The organism is Gordonia hankookensis, from assembly GCF_014673215.1.
In the GTDB taxonomy this organism is placed as follows: Bacteria; Actinomycetota; Actinomycetes; order Mycobacteriales; family Mycobacteriaceae; genus Gordonia; species Gordonia hankookensis.
In genome coordinates this window covers 647,536-670,037 of the sequence record NZ_JACWMS010000002.1, presented here as the reverse complement: position 1 = coordinate 670,037, position 22,502 = coordinate 647,536, and the positions used below count along the sequence as shown (strand labels likewise).

The window sequence follows — 22,502 nt, the reverse complement described above, 5'->3', positions numbered from 1 at the left end:
CGTGATCCGTGTCAGTGGAATGGGCTCGGCGCGGTGCGCTGGGGTGCCTCGTACGGTGTGGCGGGCAGCCCGAACCGTGCGAAATCCTCCTCCAGGGTGTCGCTGAAGAAGGCAACGACATAGGAGACCTTGCCGTCGGCGTCGAGGTCGAGAACCTGGAGCTGGAACGGTCGGTGGACGCCGTCTGGCTCGCGCATGTAGAGGCCGAACGCCGGCTGCCCGTTCGCCGTGGTGGGCAGGAGGATCTGATCGCCGTCTTTCTCGGCGGGACAATTGCGGCGGATGAGCGTACCGATGGCGCCGGCGCCCTGATACCAGCCGGTGAACGGCGGCATCTCCCAGATGGCCTTGTCGGTGAACAGGTCGACGATCGCATCGACGTCGTACCGTTCGAAGGCCGACACGTACTTGGCGAGCAGTTCACGTTTTGCGGCATCGTCGAGCGTGCTCGGCGAATCCTTCTCGGGCGCAGTGTTCTTCAGCTGCTCTCGGGCCCGCTGCAGGAGACTGTTCACGGTTGCGGTGGTGACCCCGATGGTGTCGGCGACCTCTGCGGCCCGCCACTGCAGGACGTCACGGAGGATCAGGACGGCACGCTGACGTTCCGGCAGATGCTGGAGGGCGGCGATGAAGGCGAGGCGGATCGACTCGCGAGCACCCACCACATAGGCGGGATCGGCATCGTCGCCCGGCGTGATCTCGTCGACGGTGCCGGAGAACGGCTCGAGCCAGGGGACCTCGTGGTCTTGCAGGAGGTCGTCGGTCGGGTCGAAGGCGTCACCCCCGAGTCCGGACGGCAGCGGTCGCCGCTGTCGGCTCCCCAGTGCGGTGAGGCAGGTGTTGGTGGCGATCTTGTGCAACCACGTGCGCACCGACGCGCGCCGATCGAAACCTGCGTAGCCACGCCACGCGCGCAGATAGGTCTCCTGCGTGAGGTCCTCGGCGTCGTGATGAGACCCCATCATCCGATAGCAATGTGCCAGGATCTCGCGCCGGAACGGTTCGGTGACCTCGAGAAACTCGGCGTCGGACGCGTTGGGCGCAGTCGTGGTGGACATGTGTCCCAGATTACGGGAAGGGTCCGACAAGATCAGCCCCTCGAGTCGACCGTTCGACGGAACCGAAACCGGGTCTGCTGCGTCAGATGGAGGTCCGGTGCGCAGGCACCGGATGAGCCGCGCCGGCCCGGCGGTCGTGAGGGGGATCGCCGGGCCTGCCGGGCGGATCGAGGGCGCTCGGGTGCGTCCGGAGCGGGTTTGAATCAGGCTGCGCGCAACCGAGGCCAGGACGTCGTCGCAGTCCTATCATCGCCGGTGAACGCCTATATTTGCGTGCCGCCGATGTACCCGGTGGTGGGCCGTCCGAGGTTGCCAGCGGCCCTCGCCCGTTGCTAGCTTGATGGACATGACGAGCCGCCAGCCCTACGTCCCAGAGGTCACCTATGTGACGACCGCTCTGGGCTGTCGGCTGCCGTTCGCTCGTGTTCTGTGTTGTTGCCGAATGCGCTGATCTCAGCATTCATCCCGGGCCAAAGGCGGCCCACTCACTTTCCGCTCATCCGAGTGACTCGGTCGCGCCACGGCGCCGACCCGGCTCGGATGTGGCACATTCGATGAGGACACACAGATGACCGCAACACTCGACCATCGCAGCACCACCAACCCGGAACCCGCCCGACCGCCGGCGCCCCGACCTCAAGAACACCGAAGTCAAGATCCCCGTCCCCAGGGACATCGTCCCCAGGGACACCGGCCCGCCGCCCGCGTTCCCCGCCCACTTGCCTACGGGTCACCGCGTAAGGGAGCGTCCGCCATTCACATCGCCACGCCGCAGCTGCAGCTGTCATCGAAACCTGCCGCGCTGGTACTGCGCACCGCGCGTCTGTCCGGGCCGGTGTTCCGCGACGACGCCGCCGAGCACACCGGGCTGAGCATCTCGACCGTGAACCGGCAGGTGGGCGCCCTGCTCAAGGCCGGTCTGATCCGCGAACGGGCCGATCTCGCCCCCGCAGGCGCCATCGGACGCCCGCGACTGCCCTTCGAACTCAACGTCGCCGATTTCCTCACACTGGGCATCCACATCGGCTACAAGGTCACCTCGATCACCACCCACGACCTCCTGCATCGGGTGGTCGGTGCCATCCAGATCCCCACGCCTGCCGCGGACAGCCCGGAGGAGACCCTCGAGGCGATCGGGGTCAGTGCTCGCCGATTCGTCGGGCGCTGGGCGGGTCGCCGTGTGCTCTGGGCCGGTGTGGCCCTCGGCGGTCGCGTCGCTCCGGGTGGATCGGTGGATCACCCACGCCTCGGCTGGTCGGCGGCGCCGGTCGGCCGGATCATCGCCGAGACCGTCGGTCTGCCGGTTTCGGTCGCCTCGCACGTCGAGGCGATGGCCGCCGCAGAACTCGTCGTCAATCCCGATCAGAAGAAGTCGAGCTTCCTGTACTTCTATGCCCGCGAGATGGTGGGTACCGCCTTCTGCGTCGACGGCACCGTGCACACTCCGACGGCAGGACCGCCGGTCATCGGACATTTCCCCACCGGACCCACCACGCTTCTCGATCCGGAGAAGACCGGGCGCCTCGAGCCGACCGCCAGTGACACCGGCGTGGTGGACGCCGCGCAAGCGCTCGGGCTCTCGGTCGACGCCATCGAGGGCGTGCACGATCTCGCCCGTGGCGGCGACGCCACCGCACGCGCGCTGCTCGAGGAGCGCGCCGAGGTCCTCGGCCGGACCGTCGCGCTGATCGCCGATATCTTCAACCCCGATCACATCGTGCTCGGTGGTCAGGCATTCACCGATTTCCCGGCCACGCTGCCCACCGTCGCGAAGGCCGTCAAGACGACGTCTGTGGTGGCCAATCGTGATGTGCGCGTGTCACATTCGGGAACCACCGTGCAGCAGCAAGCCGCCGGTGCGGTCTCCCTCGACGCGATCTACACCGATCCGCTCGAAGCCCTCGCCGCCACTGCCTAACCCCCCCAACCCAAACCCCCTCCCTCCTCCCCCCAACCCACCCCGCAGCCGCGACGGTTCCCGTCAACCGCGCCCCCGAAAAGGCGTCGCGGATGCCGGGAACCGTCGCGGCTGCGGAGAGGGTGCGGGAGGTGGGGGGAGAGGAGGGAGGGGGCTCAGTCGGAGGTGCGTTTGTTGTAGGCGCGCAATGCGAACGGCGCGAACACCAGCGTCAACACAACCGCCCAGATCAGGGTCGCGACCTCCGGGTGCTGCAGCGGCCATGGCGAATCCGGTCCTGCGGCCGGCCCGTTGCCCCACAGCACGCGCATCGCCTGGACGAGCGCCGAGATGGGATTCCACTCCGCGATGGTCCGCAGCCATGTCGGCATCGGTGCGGTCGGGACGAAGGCGTTGGACAGGAACGTGAGCGGGAACAGCGTGGTGAACATGAAACCGTTCACGGCCTCGACCGAACTCAGCCACGAACCGATGAGGATGCCGAACCAGATCATCCCGAAGCCGAACAGCAGGACGAGGGCGAAGGCGAGGACCGCCTCGCCGAACGTGCCGTGGATGCGCCAGCCGATCGCGAGTCCGGTGATGGCCATGACCACGATGCCGATCGACGAGTGCAGCAGGCTCGCGATGCTCCGGCCGACCAGCACCGACGATCGACGGATCGGCAGTGAGCGGAAGCGGTCGATGATCCCCTTCTCCAGGTCGGCGGTGATGCCGGTGGCCACGATGAACGCGGTGAACACGATGGTCTGGCCCATGATGCCCGGGAGCAGGAACTCCTTGTAGGACACGCCACCCGTGTTGGTGATCGACGCGCCGAAGACGTACGCGAACAGCAGCACGAACATGATCGGCTGGATGGTCACGTCGGAGAGCATCTCCGGCATCCGTTTGGTGTGGATCATGTTGCGTTTCACCATGATCCATGACTGTTGCCAGATGGTTGTCTGATGGATCTCGGGTCGCTGTGCGACCAGGGGATCGGAGGTGACGGTGGTGGTCATGCGGTCTGCTCCTCCTCGGAGGCCGAGTCGTCCTCGGCGCGGTGGCCGGTGAGTGACAGGAAGACGTCATCGAGGCTGGGTCGGGCCAGCCCCAGGTCATCGACGGCGATGCCGCTCTCGTCGAACCATGCGACGACGCGGGTGAGATCGCCGAGTCCGTCGGCGGGTGCGGTCAGTCGTCGGGCGCCGTGATCGATGAAGACTTCGGTGCCGGTCTTGCGCAACAGCGCCTCCGCCTCGGGGATGTCGTCGGGGTCGGAGACGGTGAGAACCAGGCTCGCCGCGCCGGCCTGCTGCTTGAGCTGTAGCGACGTGCCGTGCGCGATGATCTTGCCTTTGTCGATCACGACGATGTCATCGGCGAGCTGGTCGGCCTCCTCGAGGTACTGCGTGGTCAGCAACAGCGTGGTGCCGTCGGCGACGAGGTTGCGCAACACATCCCAGAGTTCCTGTCGGCTGCGCGGATCGAGGCCGGTGGTCGGCTCGTCGAGGAACAGCACCGGCGGCGCGGCCAACAGGCTGACCGCGAGGTCGAGGCGTCGTCGCATGCCGCCCGAGTAGGACTTGACCTGTTTGTTGCCGGCCTCGGTCAGCGAGAACTGCTCGAGGAGCCGATCGGCTCGACGGTTGAGTTCCTTGCGACCGATGCCGTACAGACCCCCGATCATCCTGATGTTCTCGCGTCCGGTGAGGATCTCGTCGACCGTGGCGGCCTGACCCGTCAATCCCATACTGCGGCGGACCATCTCGGGTTGGGTCGCGACGTCGTAGCCGGCGATGGTGGCCGAACCGCCGGTCGGCGGCGACAACGTGGTCATCATGCGGACAATGGTGGTCTTGCCTGCTCCGTTGGGGCCGAGCAGGCCGAGTACCGAGCCTTGCGGCACGGTGAAGCTGACGCCGTCGACTGCGGTGAAATCACCGAACTTCTTGACCAGGTCGACGGCCTCGATGGCGACGTCCTGCGTCGCGTGTCGATCTCGTGACGCTACGGCGGGGGCGGTGGGTGAGCTCATGTTTCTCCACACTACGGTGCAATTCGGACATCCAGCGACCTAATTTTTCGGCCCTCGGGACCTTGCCGTGAGGGCATCAGTGCAGACCATGGAGACATCCAGAACTCATCGGTACGTCGTCGATGGCCGGTGTCCACGCTAGGAGTTCATGTGGACATGAAGTCAACGATCAGACAGCGAACCACCGCGTATGCGGATCTTGGTAGGCATCTCGGGCGCAGTTGCGGATAAAGTGAGCGAATGGCTGTCATTCGAGTGCGTGACGCGGCCAGGCTGCTCGGCGTCAGCGATGACACCGTGCGTCGCTGGATCGCCGCAGGCGAGCTGACCGTATCCACCGGTGACGGGGAGGTCACCGCGGTCGACGGTGCGGAGTTGGCGGCACTCGCCCGTCAGCGTGCCGCGGCGCCGCCGGTCGACGACGGGGTGCTGCGATCGGCGCGCAATCGGTTCGCCGGTCTGGTCACCGCGGTGTCGATCGATGGGGTGATGGCACAGGTGACGATGCAGTGCGGTCCGTTCGAGGTGACCTCGTTGATGAGTGCCGATGCCGCACGCGAGCTCCACCTGGCGCCGGGATCGGTCGCCACCGCGGTGGTGAAGGCCACCACCGTGATCGTCGAGACGAAACGAGATGGACAGTGAAGAAGGTCCTGGCCGCCGTCGCGGTTGCTGCATCGGTGATGGCGGTCGCTTCCGGGTGCTCGTCGTCGGAGGACGCCTCGTCCCCGTCGTCGTCCGCGACGCAGACGACGCTCAACGTGTCCGCCGCCGCGTCACTGAAGAAGACGTTCAGCGCGATCGCGGATGAGTTCCAGAAGCAGCATCCGGGAACAAAGGTGTCGCTGTCGTTCGACGGCTCCTCGACCCTGGTGAACCAGATCAAGCAGGGTTCCCCCGCCGACGTCTTCGCCAGTGCGGACGAGAAGAACATGGCCAAGCTCGGCGAGTCGGCCGTCGACCCGAAGGTCTTCGCGACCAACACCCTGGTGATCGTGACCGCACCGGGTAACCCGAAGGGCATCAAGTCCTTTGCCGACCTGAACAAGCCCGGCGTGACCACCGTCGTGTGCCAGTCGGCGCAGCCGTGCGGCAACGCGACCGACACCGTGGAACGCAACACCGGGATCACCGTCGATGCGGCGTCGGAGGAACAGTCGGTCACCGCGGTGCTCACCAAGGTGACGTCGGGGCAGGCCGACGCCGGTGTGGTGTACGTGACCGATGCCAAGGGAGCGGGCGACAAGGTCGCGACGGTGGTGGACCCGGCTTTCGCGGCAGTGGTCAACTCCTATCCGATCACCACGGTTCGCGACGCCGCGAACGAGTCGGTTGGCACGGAGTTCATCGACGCGGTGCTGAGCCCTGCCGGGCAACAGATCCTGCAGGAAGCGGGCTTCGGAAAGCCTTGATCCGCCGACCGTCGATCCCTGCCGGGCTGCCCGCCTGGCTGTATCTCCCGGCCGCGCTGGGCATCACGTTGATCGTGCTGCCCCCCATCGCGCTGCTCGCGCAGACGCCGTGGGCCACGTTCCTCGACCAGGTCGGCTCCGAATCATCGCGGCAGGCGTTGGTGCTGTCGCTGCAGACGGCGGCGGTCAGCACGGTACTGTGCGTGCTGCTCGGGGTGCCGATGGCAGTGGTCTTCGCCCGGCACGACGGCATCGTCACCCGGATCCTGCGGTCGCTGGTCCTCTTGCCACTCGTGCTGCCACCGGTGGTGGGCGGGATCGCGCTGCTCTACACGTTCGGCAGGCTCGGGATCGTCGGCGAACATCTGCGTGCCGTCGGCATCGACATCGCGTTCACCTCGACCGCGGTGGTCGTGGCGCAGACCTTTGTGGCCTTGCCGTTTCTGGTCATCAGTGTCGAGGGGGCGCTGCGGGTGGCCGGGACGCGATACGAGGAGGTGGCCGCGACCCTCGGGGCCGGCCCGTCGCGGACGCTCTGGCGGGTCACCCTGCCCCTGATCGTGCCGTCGCTCCTGGCAGGCGTCGTGCTCGCATTCGCCAGGGCTATGGGCGAGTTCGGGGCGACGATCACGTTCGCCGGTAACGCGCCGGGTATCACACAGACCGCGCCGCTCGCGATCTACGTCGCGGAGATCGACGATCCACAGGCAGCCATCCCGTTGTCGCTGGTGCTGGTGGCCATATCGCTGATCGTCGTGGTCGCGGTCCACGCGCGGCGCGGCGTCGGGGGTCGTGTCGTCGGGCGGGGTGCGCTGTGATCGGCGCGCCGCCCGGTTCCGGGCTGCACGCGGACATCGACAACGTGCTGCCGTCGTTGCGGGTCACCCATGATTTCGCCTCGGGTAGCACCACGGCCGTCGTCGGCCCCAACGGTGCGGGTAAGACCACTCTGCTGCGGGTGATCGCCGGGTTGGTCACCGGCGGCCGCTCGACGATATCTCTGGACGGCGAAATGCTGTGCGACGAGCGTACTTCCGTACCGGCCCATCGCCGCGGAGTCGCGCTGCTGTCTCAGGATGCGCGGCTGTTCCCGCACCTCACCGTGCGATCGAATGTCGCATTCGCGCCATCTGCACAACGACTTTCACGTACCGAGGTCGCCGCCCGGGTGGATCGATGGATGGCGGCGGCCGAAGTGGCCGAACTCGCCGACCGGAAGCCCGACGAGTTGTCGGGTGGGCAGGCCCAACGTGTCGCGATCGCGCGTGCGCTGGCCGCGCAGCCGCGAATCCTGCTGTTGGACGAACCATTTCGAGCTCTCGACGTCGACGTCGCCGGACGGCTCCGCGCCCTGCTGCGAGATCTGCTCGACGACCGTTCGCGCACGACGATCATGGTCACCCATGATGTGGTCGACGTGGTGACGCTGGCCGAGGAGATGGTGGTGGTTGATGACGGGCATGCCGTGGACAGCGGGCCTGCGGCCGAGGTCCTCGCCAACCCGGTCAACTCCTTCGTCGCGCGGTTGGCCGGTCTCAACCTCGTGTCCGGTCGATGGGACGGGACCAGCGTGGTCACCGACGGGATCGCCGTCGCGGGCACCGTCGCCGAGCCCGTCCACACCGGTCGTCATGCGACGGCGGTCTTCTCGCCCGATGTGGTCGCGGTGTTCACCTCACCTCCGTCGGATGCGAGCTTCCGCAACGTGTTCGCCGCGTCGGTCGCCCAGGTGATCCCGCACGGTGATCGGATGGTGGTGCGGGGTGATGTCGGTGGACATGTGATCGGTGCGGAGGTCACCGGCGCCGCGGTGGCGGCATTGTCGCTGGTGGTCGGTGCTCGCGTCTACTTCGCGGTCAAGGCGAGTGCGGTGCGCGTGTACTGAGAGCGCCACGCGTCGGCTCAGGAGGCTCACGATTCGTCGAGACGTCTGTTCAACTCGAGGGCGCGCGCCCGCAGTCGCTTGTAGCCGCGAACGCTCAAGGTGGGCACCGACTTCAGATAGAAACGGTCGTCGTCGCTGAGACTGTCGCCAAGCGCCTCGTCGACGAGGGTGGTGCCGGGGTGAGCCGATCCGGCGAGCCGCGCCGCGATGTTGACGGGCTCGCCGAACACATCGCCGAGGCGGCTCAGTACGCGGCCTCGGGCCATGCCGGCGCGTAGCGGTGGAATCCGTTCTCCGGCGGAGAGTTCGTGCAATGCGATCGCGATGGCTGCGGCAGATGCCGGGTCATGGCAGGTGAACATGACCGCGTCGCCAAGGGTTTTCACGACATGCCCGCCGTTGGTCGCGACGATCTCGAAGGTGTCCTCTTCGAAGGATTCGAGGAGTTCCTCGAGTTCCTCGAGTGCGATGCGGCGGGAAAGGCTGGTGTAGCCGACGATGTCGGCGAATCCCACCACCAGATCGAGACGTTCGTCGGTATCGCGTTCGACGTCGCGTTCGAGGGTCAGCGCGAGATGTCGGCGCCAGATCAGTTGCTGGATCTGCCCGAGTGCGCCGGCCATCTGGTTGATCGACCACGGGACGTCGGGGTTGCGGTCGAGCTCACGGAGCTGGTCGGCCTGCCAGTCCGCGAGGCGCGACATGGTCTGACCGATCGCACGGGCGGTGGCCACCTGCGCTTCTTGCGGCATGGTCGACTCGGAATCGGCGAAGAGGCGCAGCGCGGCGACGTCGGCGTCGCTGAAGATCTTGTCCGGCGTCGACCGTCGTGCGAAACCGAAAGCGTTCCAGACTTTTTCCGCATACTCGGGGGAGAGGCCCAGCTCGGCGATCAGTTCGTCGCGGGTGTAGCGGGCAGGTGTCTCGCCGTCGGGTCCGGTCACGGATTCAGCATAGAGAACGGTGGGGGTGTGCGGTCTCGATACGGCGCCTCGCTGCGCTCGGTGCCTACTCGACCGGCGGAGGGGGGGTCTGGCTGCGCTCGGTGCCTACTCGACCGGCGGAGGGGCGGGTTCGTCCGGCGGAGGGTGCCTGCTCGACCGGCCGAGGGTGCCTGCTCGACCGGTGGGGGGTGGGTTCGAACGGCGAGGGGAACCGCCGGTCGAGTAGCCGGCGAGCGTAGCGAGGCGGCGTATCGAGACCGCGCCTCAGATGGCCAGCACGCCCTTCATCAGATATGCCATCTGCGCACCGAATTCGGTTCGTCGCGTGCCGCGTCGCATCCGGATCGCATCATTGACGATGCTCAGTGCTGCGTGGACGTCGACAGCGGCGCGGTCGCGCGTCAGGTCGGGATGGATCTGCAGCAGCAGATCCGTCCAGCGCGCGACGTACCGGCGCTGCACATCGACGAGATCCGATGCCGTCGGCTGCCCCGACAGAGCGAACGAGTTGTTGAACGCGACGGAGAGATCCGGAGTTGAGGTGATCACGTTGACGTACGAATCCACCAGCAACGCAAGCAACTTCGCCGGGTCGGCGGTGGTCGCCCAGGCGGCCATCACGCCGGCCTCCAGGCGGGCGGCGCTGCGCTGGCCGATGCCGAGCAGGATCGACAACTTGGAACTGAAGTGCTTGTACACGCTCGGTCCGGTGATCCCGACCGCCGCGCCGATGTCGTCGACCCCGACTCCGGCGTATCCGCGCACCGCGAACAGTGCGGCGGCGGCGTCGAGGATCTCGTCGCGCCGGGTGGACGGTCCCGCGCCGGGCGGCGGCATCGGCGGCAGCGGTGGGGCCCCCGCAGGGTGCAAGGCGATCGCCCGGCGCACCAGCGTGTCGAGCCCGTCGAGAGCCCGGCCGGCCGACATCCGGATGTTGTGCACCGAGAGACTCCCGGCGACACTGAGGACGGCCCACGCGAGGGTGACCGCCTCGCGATCGGTGAGGTCGGTGCCGTCGGACAGCGCGGCCGCCCACCGGTGCAGGATCTCGCGGGTGCGCAGGACGACCTCACGGTTCTGGTCGTCGGTCAGGTGCTGACTGGCCCACCGCCACAGCGACGTCGCCTCCGGGCGCCGGACGCCCAGGGTGCACACGGCGGCGATGAGCCGATCCACTCCCGGTGTCGGCGCGGCACTCAAGGCCCGGTCGGTGCAGGCCTCGAGATCGTCCACACCGGCCAGCACGGCGGCAGCGAGGAGCGACTGCTTGTCGGCGAAATGCCGGTACACCGACGGCGCCGTCACGCCCGCGGCACGTGCGATGTCGGCAACCGACACCTGCGGGTAGCCGCGCTCGAGGAACAGCGTCGCCGCGTGGTCGACGAGCTGTCCTTTGCGATCGGCCGGACGCGTGCGCCTGCCGGGTTTCGGGGTAGACATGGTGAATCGACCATAGCGCATCTTTCGCTCGCGGAGTGGGCACCTGACCACCCGGTATGGCCAAACAAGTTATTCCGCGTTAGCCTGGTTCAGTAACCACACATGGTTCATGCGAAAGGAACACTCAACGTGGCTGATCAAGCATTCATCTACGAGGCGATCCGTACGCCCCGTGGCAAGCAGCGCGGCGGCTCGCTGCACAGCATCAAGCCGGTCGATCTGGTCTCCGGGCTGATCGACGAGGTCCTGTCCCGTCACGGCGGTCTCGATCCCGCCCAGGTCAACGACGTCGTTCTCGGCGTCGTCTCACCGGTCGGCGAGCAGGGCGCGGTCATCTCTCGCACCGCGGCACTGAACAGCGGTCTGCCCGAGAGTGTCCCCGGCACGCAGATCAACCGGTTCTGCGCGTCCGGTCTGGAGGCCACCAACCTGGCTGCCGCCAAGGTCGCGTCCGGCTTCGACGACCTGGTTCTCGCCGGCGGTGTCGAGTCGATGTCGCGCGTGCCGATGGGCTCCGACGGTGGCGCACTGTTCACCGACCCGGCTACCGCGTACGACAACTACATCGTCCCGCAGGGCATCGGCGCCGACCTGATCGCCACCATCGAGGGCTTCAGCCGCGAGGACGTCGACGCGTTCGCCGCCGAGTCGCAGGCCCGCGCCGAGAAGGCCTGGACCTCCGGCTACTTCGCGAAGTCCGTGGTCCCGGTGCGTGACATCAACGGTGTCATCGTGCTCGATCAGGACGAGCACCGCCGTCCCGGCAGCACCGTCGAGAGCCTCGGCAAGCTCAAGCCCGCCTTCCAGGCGCTCGCGGACATGGCAGGCTTCGACGACGTGGCGCTGCAGAAGTACCACTCGGTCGAGAAGATCAACCACGTCCACACCGGCGGCAACAGCTCCGGCATCGTCGACGGTTCCGGTCTGGTGCTCCTCGGCAGCGAAGAGGCGGGCAAGCGCAACGGCCTCACCCCGCGTGGCCGCATCGTCACCTTCGCCGAGATCGGCAGCGAGCCGACCATCATGCTCACCGGCCCGACCCCGGCCACCGAGCTGGCTCTGAAGAAGGCCGGACTGACCGTCGACGACATCGACGTCTTCGAGCTCAACGAGGCGTTCGCGTCGGTCGTCATGAAGTGGATGAAGGATCTGAAGATCCCGCACGAGAAGGTCAACGTCAACGGTGGCGCGATCGCCATGGGCCACCCGCTCGGCGCGACCGGCGCGATGATCTTCGGCACCTGCCTCGACGAACTCGAGCGCACCGGCGGTCGCTACGGCCTCGTCACCCTGTGCATCGGCGGCGGCATGGGCGTCGCGACCATCATCGAGCGTCTCTGACCCGTTCACTTCACAGAAAGAATCGTCGAAACACATGAGTGACAACATGTTCAACTGGGAGAAGGACGCCGACGGAGTCGTCGTCCTGACCATGGACGACCCCAACCAGGGCGCCAACACCATGAACGAACTGTTCATGACCTCGCTGCCCGGGATCGTCGATCGGCTCGAGGCAGAGAAGGACGACATCACCGGTGTCGTGCTCACCTCGGCGAAGAAGACCTTCTTCGCCGGTGGCGACCTCAAGGACATGACCGCTGAGCGGACCCAGTCCAAGGAGGAGATCGCGACCGCGATCACCGAGCGTACGAACAAGATGAAGAAGGTGATGCGCCGGCTGGAGACCCTCGGCAAGCCGGTCGTCGCCGCGATCAACGGCGCCGCTCTCGGCGGTGGGCTCGAGATCGCCCTGCACACCCACTACCGCGTTGCTGCTGACGTCAAGGGTGTCCAGATCGGTCTGCCCGAGGCGACTCTCGGTCTGCTGCCCGGCGGTGGCGGCGTGGTCCGCACCGTCCGTTTGCTCGGCATCCAGAACGCCCTGATGGGTGTCCTGTTGCAGGGCACGCGTTTCAACCCGACCAAGGCCAAGGAGACCGGCCTGGTCGACGAGGTCGTCGGTTCGATCGAGGAGCTGATCCCGGCCGCCAAGGCGTGGATCAAGGAGAACCCCGAAGCCGCGCAGCCGTGGGACAAGAAGGGCTACAAGATCCCGGGTGGTGCTCCCACCAACCCGGCCTTCGCCGCCAACCTGCCTGCTCTGCCGGCGTTGCTGCGCAAGCAGATCAAGGGCGCCAACATGCCTGCGCCGCGGGCCATCCTGGCCGCCGCTGTCGAGGGTGCCTATGTCGACGTCGACACCGCCGACATCATCGAGACCCGCTACTTCGTCTCGTTGGTGACCGGTCAGGTCGCGCAGAACATGATCAAGGCGTTCTTCTTCGACCTGCAGCACATCAACAACGGTGGGTCGCGCCCCGAGGGATACCCGAAGTACCAGGCCAAGAAGGTCGGTGTCATCGGCGCGGGCATGATGGGCGCGGCGATCGCGTATGTGTCGGCCAAGGCCGGTATCGAGGTGGTGCTCAAGGACATCGACCTCGACGCCGCCAAGAAGGGCAAGGCGTACTCCGAGAAGCTCGAGGAGAAGGCGCTCGCCAAGGGCAAGACCTCGAAGGAGAAGAGCGACGCTCTGCTCGCGCGGATCACGCCCACCGTCGACGCCGCCGACTTCAAGGGCGTCGACCTCGTCATCGAGGCCGCGTTCGAGTCGGTCGAGGTGAAGCACAAGGTCTTCCAGGAGATCGAGGACATCGTCGAGCCGAATGCGATCCTGGGTTCGAACACCTCGACCCTGCCGATCACCAGCCTTGCGCAGGGTGTGAAGCGCCAGGAAGACTTCATCGGCATCCACTTCTTCTCCCCGGTCGACAAGATGCCGCTGGTGGAGATCATCCGCGGTGAGAAGACCTCGGATGAGGTGCTGGCCAAGGTCATCGACTACACGATGGCGATCCGCAAGACCCCCATCGTGGTCAACGACAGCCGTGGCTTCTTCACCAGCCGTGTGATCGGCACCTTCATCAACGAGGCCGTCGCGGCCGTCGGCGAGGGTGTGGAGCCGGCGTTCATCGAGCATGCGGGCACCCAGGCCGGCTACCCGGCGGCGCCGCTGCAGCTGATGGACGAGCTGACCCTGACGTTGCCGCAGAAGATCCGCAAGGAGACCGAGGCGGCGCTCAAGGCCGAGGGCAAGTCGATCCCGGAACACGGCAGCAACGCCGTCGTCGACTGGATGGTCGAGAACGGCCGCACCGCCAAGAAGGACGGCAAGGGCTTCTACGACTACGACGAGAACGGCAAGCGCACCGGTCTGTGGACGGGTGGGCGTGACCACTTCAAGTCGGGTACCACCGAGATCCCGTTCGAGGACATGAAGGAGCGCATGCTCTTCGCCGAGGCCCTCGAGACCGTGAAGTGCTTCGACGAGGGTGTGCTCACCTCCGTCGAAGACGCCAACATCGGCTCGATCTTCGGCATCGGCTTCCCGGCGTGGACCGGCGGTGTCATCCAGTACATCAACCAGTACGAGGGTGGCCTGCAGGGCTTCGTGGACCGTGCCAAGGATCTTGCGTCCAAGTACGGCAAGCACTTCGAACCGCCGCAGTCGCTCGTCGACAAGGCAGCCCGTGGTGAAAAGTTCTAGGGGCGAAAAGTTCTGAGCTGAGCTGAACAGGGGCCCCGGCCGGACACGTTCCGGTCGGGGCCTCTGTCGTCGTGCGACCTCATTCTGACGACGCGACCTCGGCCGAGGTCGCGAGCACGAGACGAGGTCGCAGGAAGGGCGAACAGAAACCGATCGCGGCCGCGCTGCGTCCAACACTGCATGATCGACTTTCCCACGGACCGTTACGGTTTGGTACGGCGCGAACGGGCGTTGGCCCGCGACATCTCGGACGACCAGCTCGCGGCCGCCGAGCGCCGCGGCGACCTCGTGAGGCTCGCCCCGGGTGTGCTGGTACCCGCGAGTGACGAGTTCAAGGGTCCCGCCGGAGAGGACACCCTCTACCGGTTGCGTTCTATCGCCGTCGCGACCTCGGAGCGAGATGGCCGGGGCACCGCGCTCAGTCACGGCTCGGCGGCCGCGATCCACGGTTTGGCGACGCTCGCATCCGATCGCGAGAAAGTGCACTTCACCAACGGCCTCACTGCGGGAGGATTCGTCCGTGGGCTCCGGCATGTTCATCCTGGGTCCCTGCACCCGGAAGAGGTCGTCGTCGTCGACGGCGTCGCGGTCACGTCACTCGAGCGAACCGCTGTCGACGTGGCATGCGCAGGCAGCTTCGCGCAGGCACTCACGGTCTTCGACGCCGCGTGCCGGCTCGACGCCGACCGGACGCTGATGGCCGACATCCTGGATCGTCGTCGTCGCGGGGCGCGCCCGGCGCGACGGGCGCTACCACTGGCCGATGCGTTGTCGGAGAGTGTGGGGGAATCCTGGAGCCGAGCGCAGATGATCGAGGGCGAGCTGCCTGTGCCGCGGTTGCAGCGCGAGTACCGCTGTGGCGACAAGCTCTATCGAGCCGATTACGACTGGGACGGCCTACTTGTCGGTGAGTTCGACGGGATGACCAAGTACGGTCGCCTGCTCCGGTCCGGTGAGAGCGTGCGCGACACCCTGATGCGTGAGAAGCGACGTGAGGACGACCTGCGGGCGATCGGTGTGATGGTCATCCGGTGGACCTGGGCGGTACTCGAGAAGGGTGGGCTGGTCGAGTTGCTGCGGCCGTGGCTGGTCCGTCTCGGGCTCATCGTTGCGTAGTTCGCATTCCGCGACCTCACCTCGGGTTCGCGACCTCGGCCGAAGTCGCACCTGCGAGATGAGGTCGCGGAAAGGGGGTCAACGCAGCAAGAATGCGCGCACCGTCGCCTCGAACGCCTCCTTGGCCTCGATCATCACCCAGTGACCGCACTTGGGGAAGATGTGCAGCTCGGCGTCGGGGATCAGGCGCATCGGCACCATCGACATGTCCGGCGGGCTCACCCGGTCGTCGCGGCCCCAGGTGAGCAGGGTCGGGCAGGCGACCTTGTGCATCATCGCCCAGTACGGCGGGGTGTCGGAGGCGGCCATGAACTGCTGCTGCATCTCGAAGGCTGCCGAGCCGTACATCATCTGCGCGGTCTTCTGGGCGTCGGGATGGATCGCCGCTTCCCAGCGTTCCTCGATGAGTTCCTCGGTGACGAGTTTCCGGTCGTGGACCATCGCGGTCAGCCAGCGGACGAGCTTGTCCTTGTCGGGATTGTCGGTGAACTCCTGCAGCAACCGCAGGCCCTCGCTAGGGCTGGAACTGAACACGTTGGGCCCGACGCCGCCGATGGTCACCAGCTTCTCCACGCGGTCGGGCTTCTTGATCGCCAGGTTGACGCCGACGACGCCGCCCATCGAATTGCCGATCATCGGAGCCGACGGGATCTCGAGGGCGTCCATGAAGCGGATCACCGACGACCCGGCCGTGAGCACCGGATGGCCCTCCACGGCATCGCTCACGCCGAAGCCCGGGAACTCGACCACGTAGCAGTGGTGGGTCTGGGCGAAGAAGTCCAGGTTGCCCCGGTAGTTGCGCCAGCCGGTGACGCCGGGGCCGGACCCGTGCAGCAGGATCAACGGCGGCGCGGCGGCATCGCCTGCTTCGTGATAGCGCAGTACGCCCTGGTCGGTGTTCAGTTCGCGTTTGGTCGCGTCGAAGGAGACATCCACGTCCACCAGGGTAGAACGTGTTCTAGTTTGTTGTCACGGGTGGTAGCCGGGGAGGGGCAGCTCAGCGGCCGATGGAGCTCAGGTCCTCTTCGCCGAACTGTTCCTCCAGGGTCTCCGGTGAGTAGTCGAGATCGATCTCGGCCACCGGCCGACCGCGCGCCGACTCGATCGCGCTCAGTCGGCGCTGTCCGCGATCGGCGGCATAGGCGATGAACTCGCTGTTGTCCAGGCCGAACGGCTGGACCTCGAACTGTTCGTTGACCCAGTTGATCATGCCGAGGGCCAGGGGCATCAGCTCCGCCATCCGAGCGGTGACCACATCCCAGAGCGAGTCGTCGGCGGCCACATGGCGCCGGCAGGTGAAGGTGCCCCACGCCATGTGCCGTCGCTCGTCGTTGCCGATGAAGCGGATGAGCTTCTGCATCCCGGGGAAGATGTCGTGCCGCGTGCACACCGTCTGCCAGGCGTGATAGCCCGTCAGGGCGAGGCTGCCCTCGATCACGTGGTTGTAGGTGACACTCGCCCGGACCTGATTGCGCGGCGACGGATCGCTGTCGAGGAGTTGCAGCGACGACGGGAGCTCTTCGTAGAACAGCTGCCGGTAAAACGGATTGTCGGCGACGAACGACTGCAGGTCGCCGGTCAGCCCGACGGCATCCATCCACATCCGGAAGACCTGGGTGTGCTTGGCCTCCTCGAAGCAGAATTGCGACAGATACATCTCGTCGCCGAACCGACCCTCCGCCGCCATCGCGTTCATGAACGGCTGGATGTCCTGGGTGACCGCTTCCTCGCCGGCGATGAACTGACTCACGAGGAAGGTGGTGCTGCGTCGTTGCTCGTCGGTGATCTCGGTCCAGTCCTGGCTGTCGCGGCGGAAGTCGATGGCGGCCGGATCCCAGAACCGGGCGTTCCCTTTGATGAAGAGCCGCAACGGAAACGACTCCCAGTTGAGGCCGCCGCTGCGTAGCGACGCGAAGTCTTCACGCCCGCGCGACTTGTGTTCGGCCAGAGTCATGGTGATCACCCGCTAACGATCATTTGGGAGAGATGAAGTCGACGCTAGTCGGCGCGGCACCCAAACGTGTTTATTTCACCGAACTCTCAGGATCGCGATTTGATGTCGATCGCGCCGGTGGGTCGGCATCTGGTTGCTTCGAGTTCGGAATCCTCAGCGGGACAGTCGACTTGGCCACCACACCCGTTTGCCGATGTCGAGGGTCAGGGCGGGTACGAGCAGCGACCGGACGATGAGCGTGTCGATGAGGACGCCGAAGGCCACGAGGAAGGCGATCTGCACGAGGAACAGCAGCGGGATCACGGCAAGTGCGGCAAATGTGGCGGCGAGGACCACGCCCGCGGACGTGATGACGCCGCCCGTGGCGGTGAGCCCGCGGATCATTCCCGACCGGGTGCCGTGGGTGCGCGACTCCTCTCGTACGCGCGTCATCAGGAAGATGTTGTAGTCGATGCCGAGGGCGACGAGGAAGACGAAGGCGAACAGGGGTACCACCGGGTCGGCGCCCGCGAAGCCGAAAGGCCCGTTGAACAGGAGTGCTGCCACGCCGAGAGTGGTGGCGAACGAGAGCACCGTCGTCGCCAGCAGCAGCACCGGCGCGACGACGCTCCGCAACAGCAACATCAGGATCACCAGAACCACCAGCAGCACGATGGGGATGATCAGGTTGCGGTCGTGGATGGCCGTGGTCCTGGTGTCGAGGTCGGTGGCCGTACTGCCGCCCACCAGTGCGTTCGCGTCGTCGACGGCATGGACGCGATCGCGGATACGGGTGACGGTGTCCTGCGCGGCCAGGGACTCGGCATTGTCGGTCAGCGTCGCCTGTACGGCCACGCGGCCGTCGACGACCAGCGGGGAGCCGGACCGTTCGACCAGTTCGGCCGTTGCGACCCCGTCCACGTCGCGGACCGCGGTGAGCACGTCATCTGCTGCGGCCTCGTCGGCGATCACCCAGGTCGGTGAGCCGCTCCCGGCGTCGAAATGTCGGGCCTGGATGTCGGCGCCCTCGACGGACTCCACCGAACCGATGAAGAAGTCCGTCTGTGCGATGCCGTCCGCCTTGAAGGTGGGCGCGAAGGCGGCGCCGACGAGGAGGACCACGAGCGTGACGATCCAGATCGTGCGGGGGCGTGCCGCGACGCGGTCGGCGATCCGCGCCCAGAGGCGATGGGCACTGCCGGGCTCGGAGTCGTCGGTGTGTGCGGGCCGTAACGGCCAGAAGGCCGTGCGTCCGAGGAGTGCGAGTGCCGCAGGCAGGAACGTCATCGACGCGAGGAACGACGCCGCGATGCCGAGCGCGGCCACCGGGCCCAGGCTGCGATTCGAGTTGAGATCGGAGAAGAGCAGGCAGAGCACGCCCAGGATGACGGTGCCGGCAGACGCGGCCACGGGCTCGATGGTGGCGCGCCAGGCGCCGCGAAGCGCGGCGTATCTGTCATCGGTGCGGGTGAGTTCCTCGCGGAACCGGGACACCAGGAGCAGTGCGTAGTCGGTCGCGGCGCCGAACACGAGAATGAACAGGATGCCCTGACTCTGCCCGTTGAGTTCGAGCACGTTCGCCTTGGCGAGCAGGTAGACGAGACCGGAGGCCAGGCCGAGGGCGAACACCGCGGAGACGATGACCACGAACGGCAGGATCGGACTGCGGTAGACGACGATCAGGATTCCGATCACGACGGACCCGGCCACCAGCAGCAGGATTCCATCGATGCCGCTGAACGCGTCGCTGAGGTCGGCGGCCTGACCGGCCGGGCCGGTCACCTTCACGACGAGCCCGGCCGGTGCCCCGTCCAGGGTGTCTCGCAACTGTTCGACGGCGTCCTCGGGTTCGCCGTCGGTCGCGACCGGGACGAACATCTGGGCGGCCTGGCGGTCGGCCGACGGGATCGGCGGCGAGAACGCCGGACCGAATCCCGCGGTCCCCTGCAACGGCCGGGTCGCGGTGGCGAGGAACTCCAGATCCTGCGGGGTGATGCCGGAGGTGCGTTCGGCGATCACGATGGCAGGCAGGGTGTCGGTGTCCGAAAAATCGCCGAGGAGGCTGTTCACCTCGGTCGACTCCGCCGATGCAGGCAGGAACGTGGTGTTGTCGTTGCTGGAGACCGACGCCAGCTTGCCGGCGTACGGGCCGGTGACACCTCCGATGACGATCCAGAGAAGCAACAGGAGCGCGGGGATCAGCCAGCGAAGCCGGGGCCTTGTCGCCATGGCGCCATCCTGTCATGGCCGGTGGCACACGCCATGAACCGGTGTCCGAAATGTCGGGAGGGCGGGCACGAGATGGCGCTGGGGAGGGCGCGCAGGCCGAAGTCTCCCGAACGTGCGATCGGTCTGCCGAAAACCCAACCGCCACAACGTGACCAGCCATTTCGTATGCGCGTTGGTGCATACGGGACAACGATGTGGACGAGGTCTCATATCGCTGTCCGAGAGAAAGGTGCGTACGAGATGAAAACCAAGGGGGCAATCCTCCGGAACCCGGGCGAGAAGTGGCAGATCGAAGAGTTCGAACTCGATGATCCGGTGGCCGGTGAGGTGCAGGTCAAGCTGGTCAGCTCGGGTCTGTGCCACTCCGACCACCATCTGCGCACCGGCGACAGTCCGGCTCCGATGCCGGTCCTCGGCGGGCACGAGGGCGCAGGCGTGGTGACGAAGGTCGGGCCGGGCGTGACGCGGCTGAAGGAAGGCGACCACGTGGTCACCGCCTTCATCCCGGCCTGTGGTGTGTGCGAGCCGTGTTCGCGGGGGGATCAGAACTTCTGCGACGAAGGTGCGCGCCTGCTCAGCGGGCTCGCCATCTCCGACGACACGCATCGTGCCCACACCAGCGATGGTGCCGGTCTCACCCAGATGTGCCTGCTCGGCACCTTCGCGCCGTACATCACGGTGAACGAGGCGTCATTGGTGAAGGTCGAGGACGACATCCCTTTGAAGGAGGCCGCGCTGCTGGGCTGCGGTGTGGCGACCGGTTGGGGTTCGGCGGTCGAGATCGGCGCGACACATGCCGGTGACGTGGTCGTGGTGGTCGGGATCGGCGGTGTGGGCATCAACGCGGTCCAGGGCGCCGCATCGGCCGGTGCGCGGATCGTGGCCGCAGTCGACCCGGTGCCGTTCAAGCTGCAGATGGCCGAGAAGCTGGGCGCGACCCACACGTTCTCCTCGATGGAGGAGGCGCTCCCGGTGATCGGTGAGATCTCCTGGGGAAAGATGGCCAACACCACCATCCTGACCGTCGGCGAGATCGACGGCTCGATGATCCAGCCTGCGCTGAGCCTCACCGGCAAGGGCGGGCAGGTGATCGTGACCGGTATGGGCAACTTCGCCAACAGTGATGCCCAGATGAACCTCTTCGAGCTGACGCTGCTCCAGAAGCGGGTGCAGGGCGCCATCTTCGGCGGGGCGAGCCCGCGTACCCAGGTCCCGACGCTGCTCCACGAGTACCGGGCCGGAAAGCTCAACCTCGGTGACCTGGTCACCCAGACCTATCGTCTGGACCAGATCAACGAGGCCTACGACGACATGCTGGCGGGTAACAACATCCGCGGGATGATCGTCTACGGCGACGACGACTACTGATCGCGGTGTGGTTCGGCGTGCGGGTCCTGCCCCGCGCGCCGGCCGCCCTCGGTCCCGGCGGGCTGCTGTCCGTGCATGGCGGCCAGCCGGGCGTTGTATGCAGCCAGCACGGCATCGTCGTCGTCCACGTCCACGGAGTCGGTGCCCAGCGCATCGCGTCGGGCCGACTCGAGGAACGACGGCCGGGCCTTGCCCAGATGCCGGGACGCGGAGTCCTGCCGCCCTCGGCCGAGGCCCTCGGCCCGGATCCACTCCCAGGCGAGGAACACCAGCAGGCACATCATGAGTCCGTCGCCCGCCCACCACATGATCGCTCCGGCGGCACTCTGGTCGGTCATCGCCGATGGGTTGAGGACCGATTCCGCGCCCCAGCCGGCCCGTGAGGCCGAGAAATCGGGCGCGATCTCGTAGCTGGTCAGCATCAGGATCACCCCGACGAAGGTGTCGGCGCCCATCGCCACCAGCAGTGTCACGAACCGCGCGGCGTAGCTGTAGTCATGGCCGGTCAGTTCGTCGCCGATCAGCGGGAGCAGCAAGAGGTAACCGCTCACCAGGTAGAGCACGAGCTCGCTGTGGTGGATCCACATGTGCTCGGCCATCTGCTGCTGGAAACCGGTCAGGTGGGTCAGCACCAGCACGGCCGCATACAGCGGCACAGTGAACATCGGCGCGGTGATGAACCGGATCACGGTGCTGGTCATGATCCGTTCGACCGTCTCGCCGCCGCGGGGGCCGAGTGCCGACGCGGACAACCGGATGGGCTGGGCGAGCACGAGGAACAGCGGGATCACGGTGATCATCAGCAGGTGCAGCACCATGTGCATCCAGAACAGGTGGTGAGCGAACATCGCCACGCCCGAATTGAGCGAGACGACGAGCAGCACCATGCTGAGCAGCCAGGACGCGGTCCGTGACACCGGCCAGTGACCGATGCGGATCGCCCCGGCGACATAGGCCAGGGATGCGACGGCCATCAGCGCCCAGACGATCGGTGTCGCGGTCCAGGACGCCCAGAAGTCGGGCATCATTCCGTCGTTCATGGTCACGGTGCCCAGCCTAGGCCGGTGGCCGTCGGGGCAGCCAGAGGGCCGTCAGCGCCGGACGCGTGCGGTCACCAGCACGTTGAGAAACCGCAGGCCCAACCCGAGTAGGATCAGGGTGCTGGCCATCTGGATGGACACCGCGACACGGGCCGCCTGGGAGTCCGCGGCGATGTCGCCGAATCCCGTCGTGGTGAAGACGGTGAGACAGAAGTAGAGCGCATCGATCCGGGTCAGGTGGGTGTTGAAGCTGCCGTCGGCGTACTCGGAGAACAGGTAGTAGGTGGTGGCGAACGCCACGATGTACAACGCGGCGATCGCCACCAGCATCTCGACCGCGGTGGCGACCGGATACTCCGAATGCACGAAATGTCGGACCTCCCAGGCGCAGAACGCGACGAGCAGCAGTGCGCCGATCATCAGACCGATGAGGTTCGCCGAGCTCTCCTTGGCGATCGGCAGCAGGAAATAGCCGGTCAGCAGGATGGCCGCGGCGACGATCGGGCGGACGATCGCCAGGGTGACCTGTCTCCGCCCGATCCGCTGCGTCAGTGCCCGGCTCTCACCCGCACCGATCGGATTGTCGCTCAAC

General features: G+C 66.7%; 19 protein-coding genes. 9 read left to right on the top strand and 10 right to left on the bottom strand.

Features of this window, described 5'->3' with window-relative positions; translation table 11 throughout:
- Positions 1 to 11 precede the first annotated feature (11 nt).
- Positions 12 to 1,058: a sigma-70 family RNA polymerase sigma factor gene (locus IDF66_RS10340; protein ID WP_190266768.1), complete on the bottom strand. Its 1,047-nt coding sequence runs from the start codon at positions 1,056 to 1,058 to the stop codon at positions 12 to 14.
- Positions 1,059 to 1,626: 568 nt separating this feature from the next.
- On the opposite strand from IDF66_RS10340, the gene IDF66_RS10335 reads away from it, so the two are divergent.
- Entirely contained in the window at positions 1,627 to 2,976 is a 1,350-nt protein-coding gene (locus IDF66_RS10335; RefSeq protein WP_190266767.1) for an ROK family transcriptional regulator, read from the top strand.
- Between the two features lie 155 nt (positions 2,977 to 3,131).
- On the opposite strand, the gene IDF66_RS10330 is transcribed toward IDF66_RS10335, so the two are convergent.
- On the bottom strand, positions 3,132 to 3,980 hold the full coding sequence (locus IDF66_RS10330) for an ABC transporter permease (protein WP_164308163.1): 849 nt from the start codon (positions 3,978 to 3,980) through the stop codon (positions 3,132 to 3,134).
- Entirely contained in the window at positions 3,977 to 4,996 is a 1,020-nt protein-coding gene (locus tag IDF66_RS10325; protein ID WP_164308164.1) for an ATP-binding cassette domain-containing protein, read from the bottom strand. Before IDF66_RS10325 ends, IDF66_RS10330 begins: the two co-directional genes overlap by 4 nt.
- A 240-nt stretch (positions 4,997 to 5,236) precedes the next feature.
- On the opposite strand from IDF66_RS10325, the gene IDF66_RS10320 reads away from it, so the two are divergent.
- The 4 genes from IDF66_RS10320 to IDF66_RS10305 are packed head-to-tail and all read left to right on the top strand — an operon-like array spanning position 5,237 to position 8,293.
- On the top strand, positions 5,237 to 5,641 hold the full coding sequence (locus IDF66_RS10320; protein WP_190266766.1) for a TOBE domain-containing protein: 405 nt from the start codon (positions 5,237 to 5,239) through the stop codon (positions 5,639 to 5,641).
- Positions 5,638 to 6,408, top strand: coding sequence for a molybdate ABC transporter substrate-binding protein (gene modA, locus IDF66_RS10315; RefSeq protein WP_190266765.1), 771 nt, complete (start codon positions 5,638 to 5,640; stop codon positions 6,406 to 6,408). The genes IDF66_RS10320 and modA overlap by 4 nt, the downstream gene beginning before the upstream one ends.
- Positions 6,405 to 7,226 (top strand): ABC transporter permease, encoded by an 822-nt coding sequence (locus IDF66_RS10310; RefSeq protein WP_223309409.1) that lies wholly within the window; start codon positions 6,405 to 6,407, stop codon positions 7,224 to 7,226. Before modA ends, IDF66_RS10310 begins: the two co-directional genes overlap by 4 nt.
- On the top strand, positions 7,223 to 8,293 hold the full coding sequence (locus IDF66_RS10305) for a sulfate/molybdate ABC transporter ATP-binding protein (protein ID WP_317628651.1): 1,071 nt from the start codon (positions 7,223 to 7,225) through the stop codon (positions 8,291 to 8,293). Before IDF66_RS10310 ends, IDF66_RS10305 begins: the two co-directional genes overlap by 4 nt.
- 26 nt (positions 8,294 to 8,319) lie before the next feature.
- On the opposite strand, the gene IDF66_RS10300 is transcribed toward IDF66_RS10305, so the two are convergent.
- Entirely contained in the window at positions 8,320 to 9,237 is a 918-nt protein-coding gene (locus IDF66_RS10300) for an adenylate/guanylate cyclase domain-containing protein (RefSeq protein ID WP_190266764.1), read from the bottom strand.
- 264 nt (positions 9,238 to 9,501) lie between these two features.
- Positions 9,502 to 10,677, bottom strand: a complete 1,176-nt coding sequence (locus IDF66_RS10295) for a TetR/AcrR family transcriptional regulator (RefSeq protein WP_164308167.1) — start codon at positions 10,675 to 10,677, stop codon at positions 9,502 to 9,504.
- 129 nt (positions 10,678 to 10,806) lie between these two features.
- On the opposite strand from IDF66_RS10295, the gene IDF66_RS10290 reads away from it, so the two are divergent.
- From IDF66_RS10290 to IDF66_RS10280, 3 genes are all read left to right on the top strand, one after another.
- Positions 10,807 to 12,018: an acetyl-CoA C-acetyltransferase gene (locus IDF66_RS10290; RefSeq protein ID WP_190266763.1), complete on the top strand. Its 1,212-nt coding sequence runs from the start codon at positions 10,807 to 10,809 to the stop codon at positions 12,016 to 12,018.
- 34 nt (positions 12,019 to 12,052) lie between these two features.
- Positions 12,053 to 14,224 (top strand): 3-hydroxyacyl-CoA dehydrogenase NAD-binding domain-containing protein, encoded by a 2,172-nt coding sequence (locus IDF66_RS10285; protein WP_164308169.1) that lies wholly within the window; start codon positions 12,053 to 12,055, stop codon positions 14,222 to 14,224.
- A 180-nt stretch (positions 14,225 to 14,404) separates the two neighbouring features.
- Entirely contained in the window at positions 14,405 to 15,340 is a 936-nt protein-coding gene (locus IDF66_RS10280) for a hypothetical protein (RefSeq protein WP_190266762.1), read from the top strand.
- 78 nt (positions 15,341 to 15,418) lie between these two features.
- Here IDF66_RS10280 and IDF66_RS10275 read toward each other — a convergent pair whose 3' ends face one another.
- The 3 genes from IDF66_RS10275 to IDF66_RS10265 all read right to left on the bottom strand — a co-directional run bounded on the left by IDF66_RS10275 (position 15,419) and on the right by IDF66_RS10265 (position 19,502).
- Entirely contained in the window at positions 15,419 to 16,276 is an 858-nt protein-coding gene (locus tag IDF66_RS10275) for an alpha/beta fold hydrolase (protein ID WP_190266761.1), read from the bottom strand.
- Positions 16,277 to 16,337: 61 nt separating this feature from the next.
- Positions 16,338 to 17,294, bottom strand: a complete 957-nt coding sequence (locus tag IDF66_RS10270; protein ID WP_190267431.1) for a R2-like ligand-binding oxidase — start codon at positions 17,292 to 17,294, stop codon at positions 16,338 to 16,340.
- A 153-nt stretch (positions 17,295 to 17,447) separates the two neighbouring features.
- Positions 17,448 to 19,502, bottom strand: a complete 2,055-nt coding sequence (locus IDF66_RS10265; RefSeq protein ID WP_190266760.1) for an MMPL family transporter — start codon at positions 19,500 to 19,502, stop codon at positions 17,448 to 17,450.
- 240 nt (positions 19,503 to 19,742) lie between these two features.
- Between IDF66_RS10265 and IDF66_RS10260 the strand changes: the two genes are divergently transcribed.
- Positions 19,743 to 20,870 carry an NDMA-dependent alcohol dehydrogenase gene (locus IDF66_RS10260; RefSeq protein ID WP_190266759.1) on the top strand — a complete coding sequence of 376 codons (1,128 nt, stop codon included), beginning with the start codon at positions 19,743 to 19,745 and terminating at the stop codon, positions 20,868 to 20,870.
- Here IDF66_RS10260 and IDF66_RS10255 read toward each other — a convergent pair.
- Positions 20,864 to 21,910, bottom strand: a complete 1,047-nt coding sequence (locus tag IDF66_RS10255) for a cytochrome c oxidase assembly protein (protein WP_223309541.1) — start codon at positions 21,908 to 21,910, stop codon at positions 20,864 to 20,866. The genes IDF66_RS10260 and IDF66_RS10255 overlap by 7 nt on opposite strands.
- 51 nt (positions 21,911 to 21,961) lie before the next feature.
- On the bottom strand, positions 21,962 to 22,501 hold the full coding sequence (locus IDF66_RS10250) for a potassium channel family protein (protein ID WP_223309408.1): 540 nt from the start codon (positions 22,499 to 22,501) through the stop codon (positions 21,962 to 21,964).
- Position 22,502: the final 1 nt, after the last annotated feature.

Coding starts and splice junctions, on each gene's coding strand:
- IDF66_RS10340 (WP_190266768.1), bottom strand. CDS start 1,058: ATGTCCACCACGACTGCGCCCAACGCGTCCGACGCCGAGTTTCTCGAG.
- IDF66_RS10335 (WP_190266767.1), top strand. CDS start 1,627: ATGACCGCAACACTCGACCATCGCAGCACCACCAACCCGGAACCCGCC.
- IDF66_RS10330 (WP_164308163.1), bottom strand. CDS start 3,980: ATGACCACCACCGTCACCTCCGATCCCCTGGTCGCACAGCGACCCGAG.
- IDF66_RS10325 (WP_164308164.1), bottom strand. CDS start 4,996: ATGAGCTCACCCACCGCCCCCGCCGTAGCGTCACGAGATCGACACGCG.
- IDF66_RS10320 (WP_190266766.1), top strand. CDS start 5,237: ATGGCTGTCATTCGAGTGCGTGACGCGGCCAGGCTGCTCGGCGTCAGC.
- IDF66_RS10295 (WP_164308167.1), bottom strand. CDS start 10,677: ATGTCTACCCCGAAACCCGGCAGGCGCACGCGTCCGGCCGATCGCAAA.
- IDF66_RS10285 (WP_164308169.1), top strand. CDS start 12,053: ATGAGTGACAACATGTTCAACTGGGAGAAGGACGCCGACGGAGTCGTC.
- IDF66_RS10280 (WP_190266762.1), top strand. CDS start 14,405: ATGATCGACTTTCCCACGGACCGTTACGGTTTGGTACGGCGCGAACGG.
- IDF66_RS10270 (WP_190267431.1), bottom strand. CDS start 17,294: ATGACTCTGGCCGAACACAAGTCGCGCGGGCGTGAAGACTTCGCGTCG.
- IDF66_RS10265 (WP_190266760.1), bottom strand. CDS start 19,502: ATGGCGACAAGGCCCCGGCTTCGCTGGCTGATCCCCGCGCTCCTGTTG.
- IDF66_RS10260 (WP_190266759.1), top strand. CDS start 19,743: ATGAAAACCAAGGGGGCAATCCTCCGGAACCCGGGCGAGAAGTGGCAG.
- IDF66_RS10255 (WP_223309541.1), bottom strand. CDS start 21,910: ATGAACGACGGAATGATGCCCGACTTCTGGGCGTCCTGGACCGCGACA.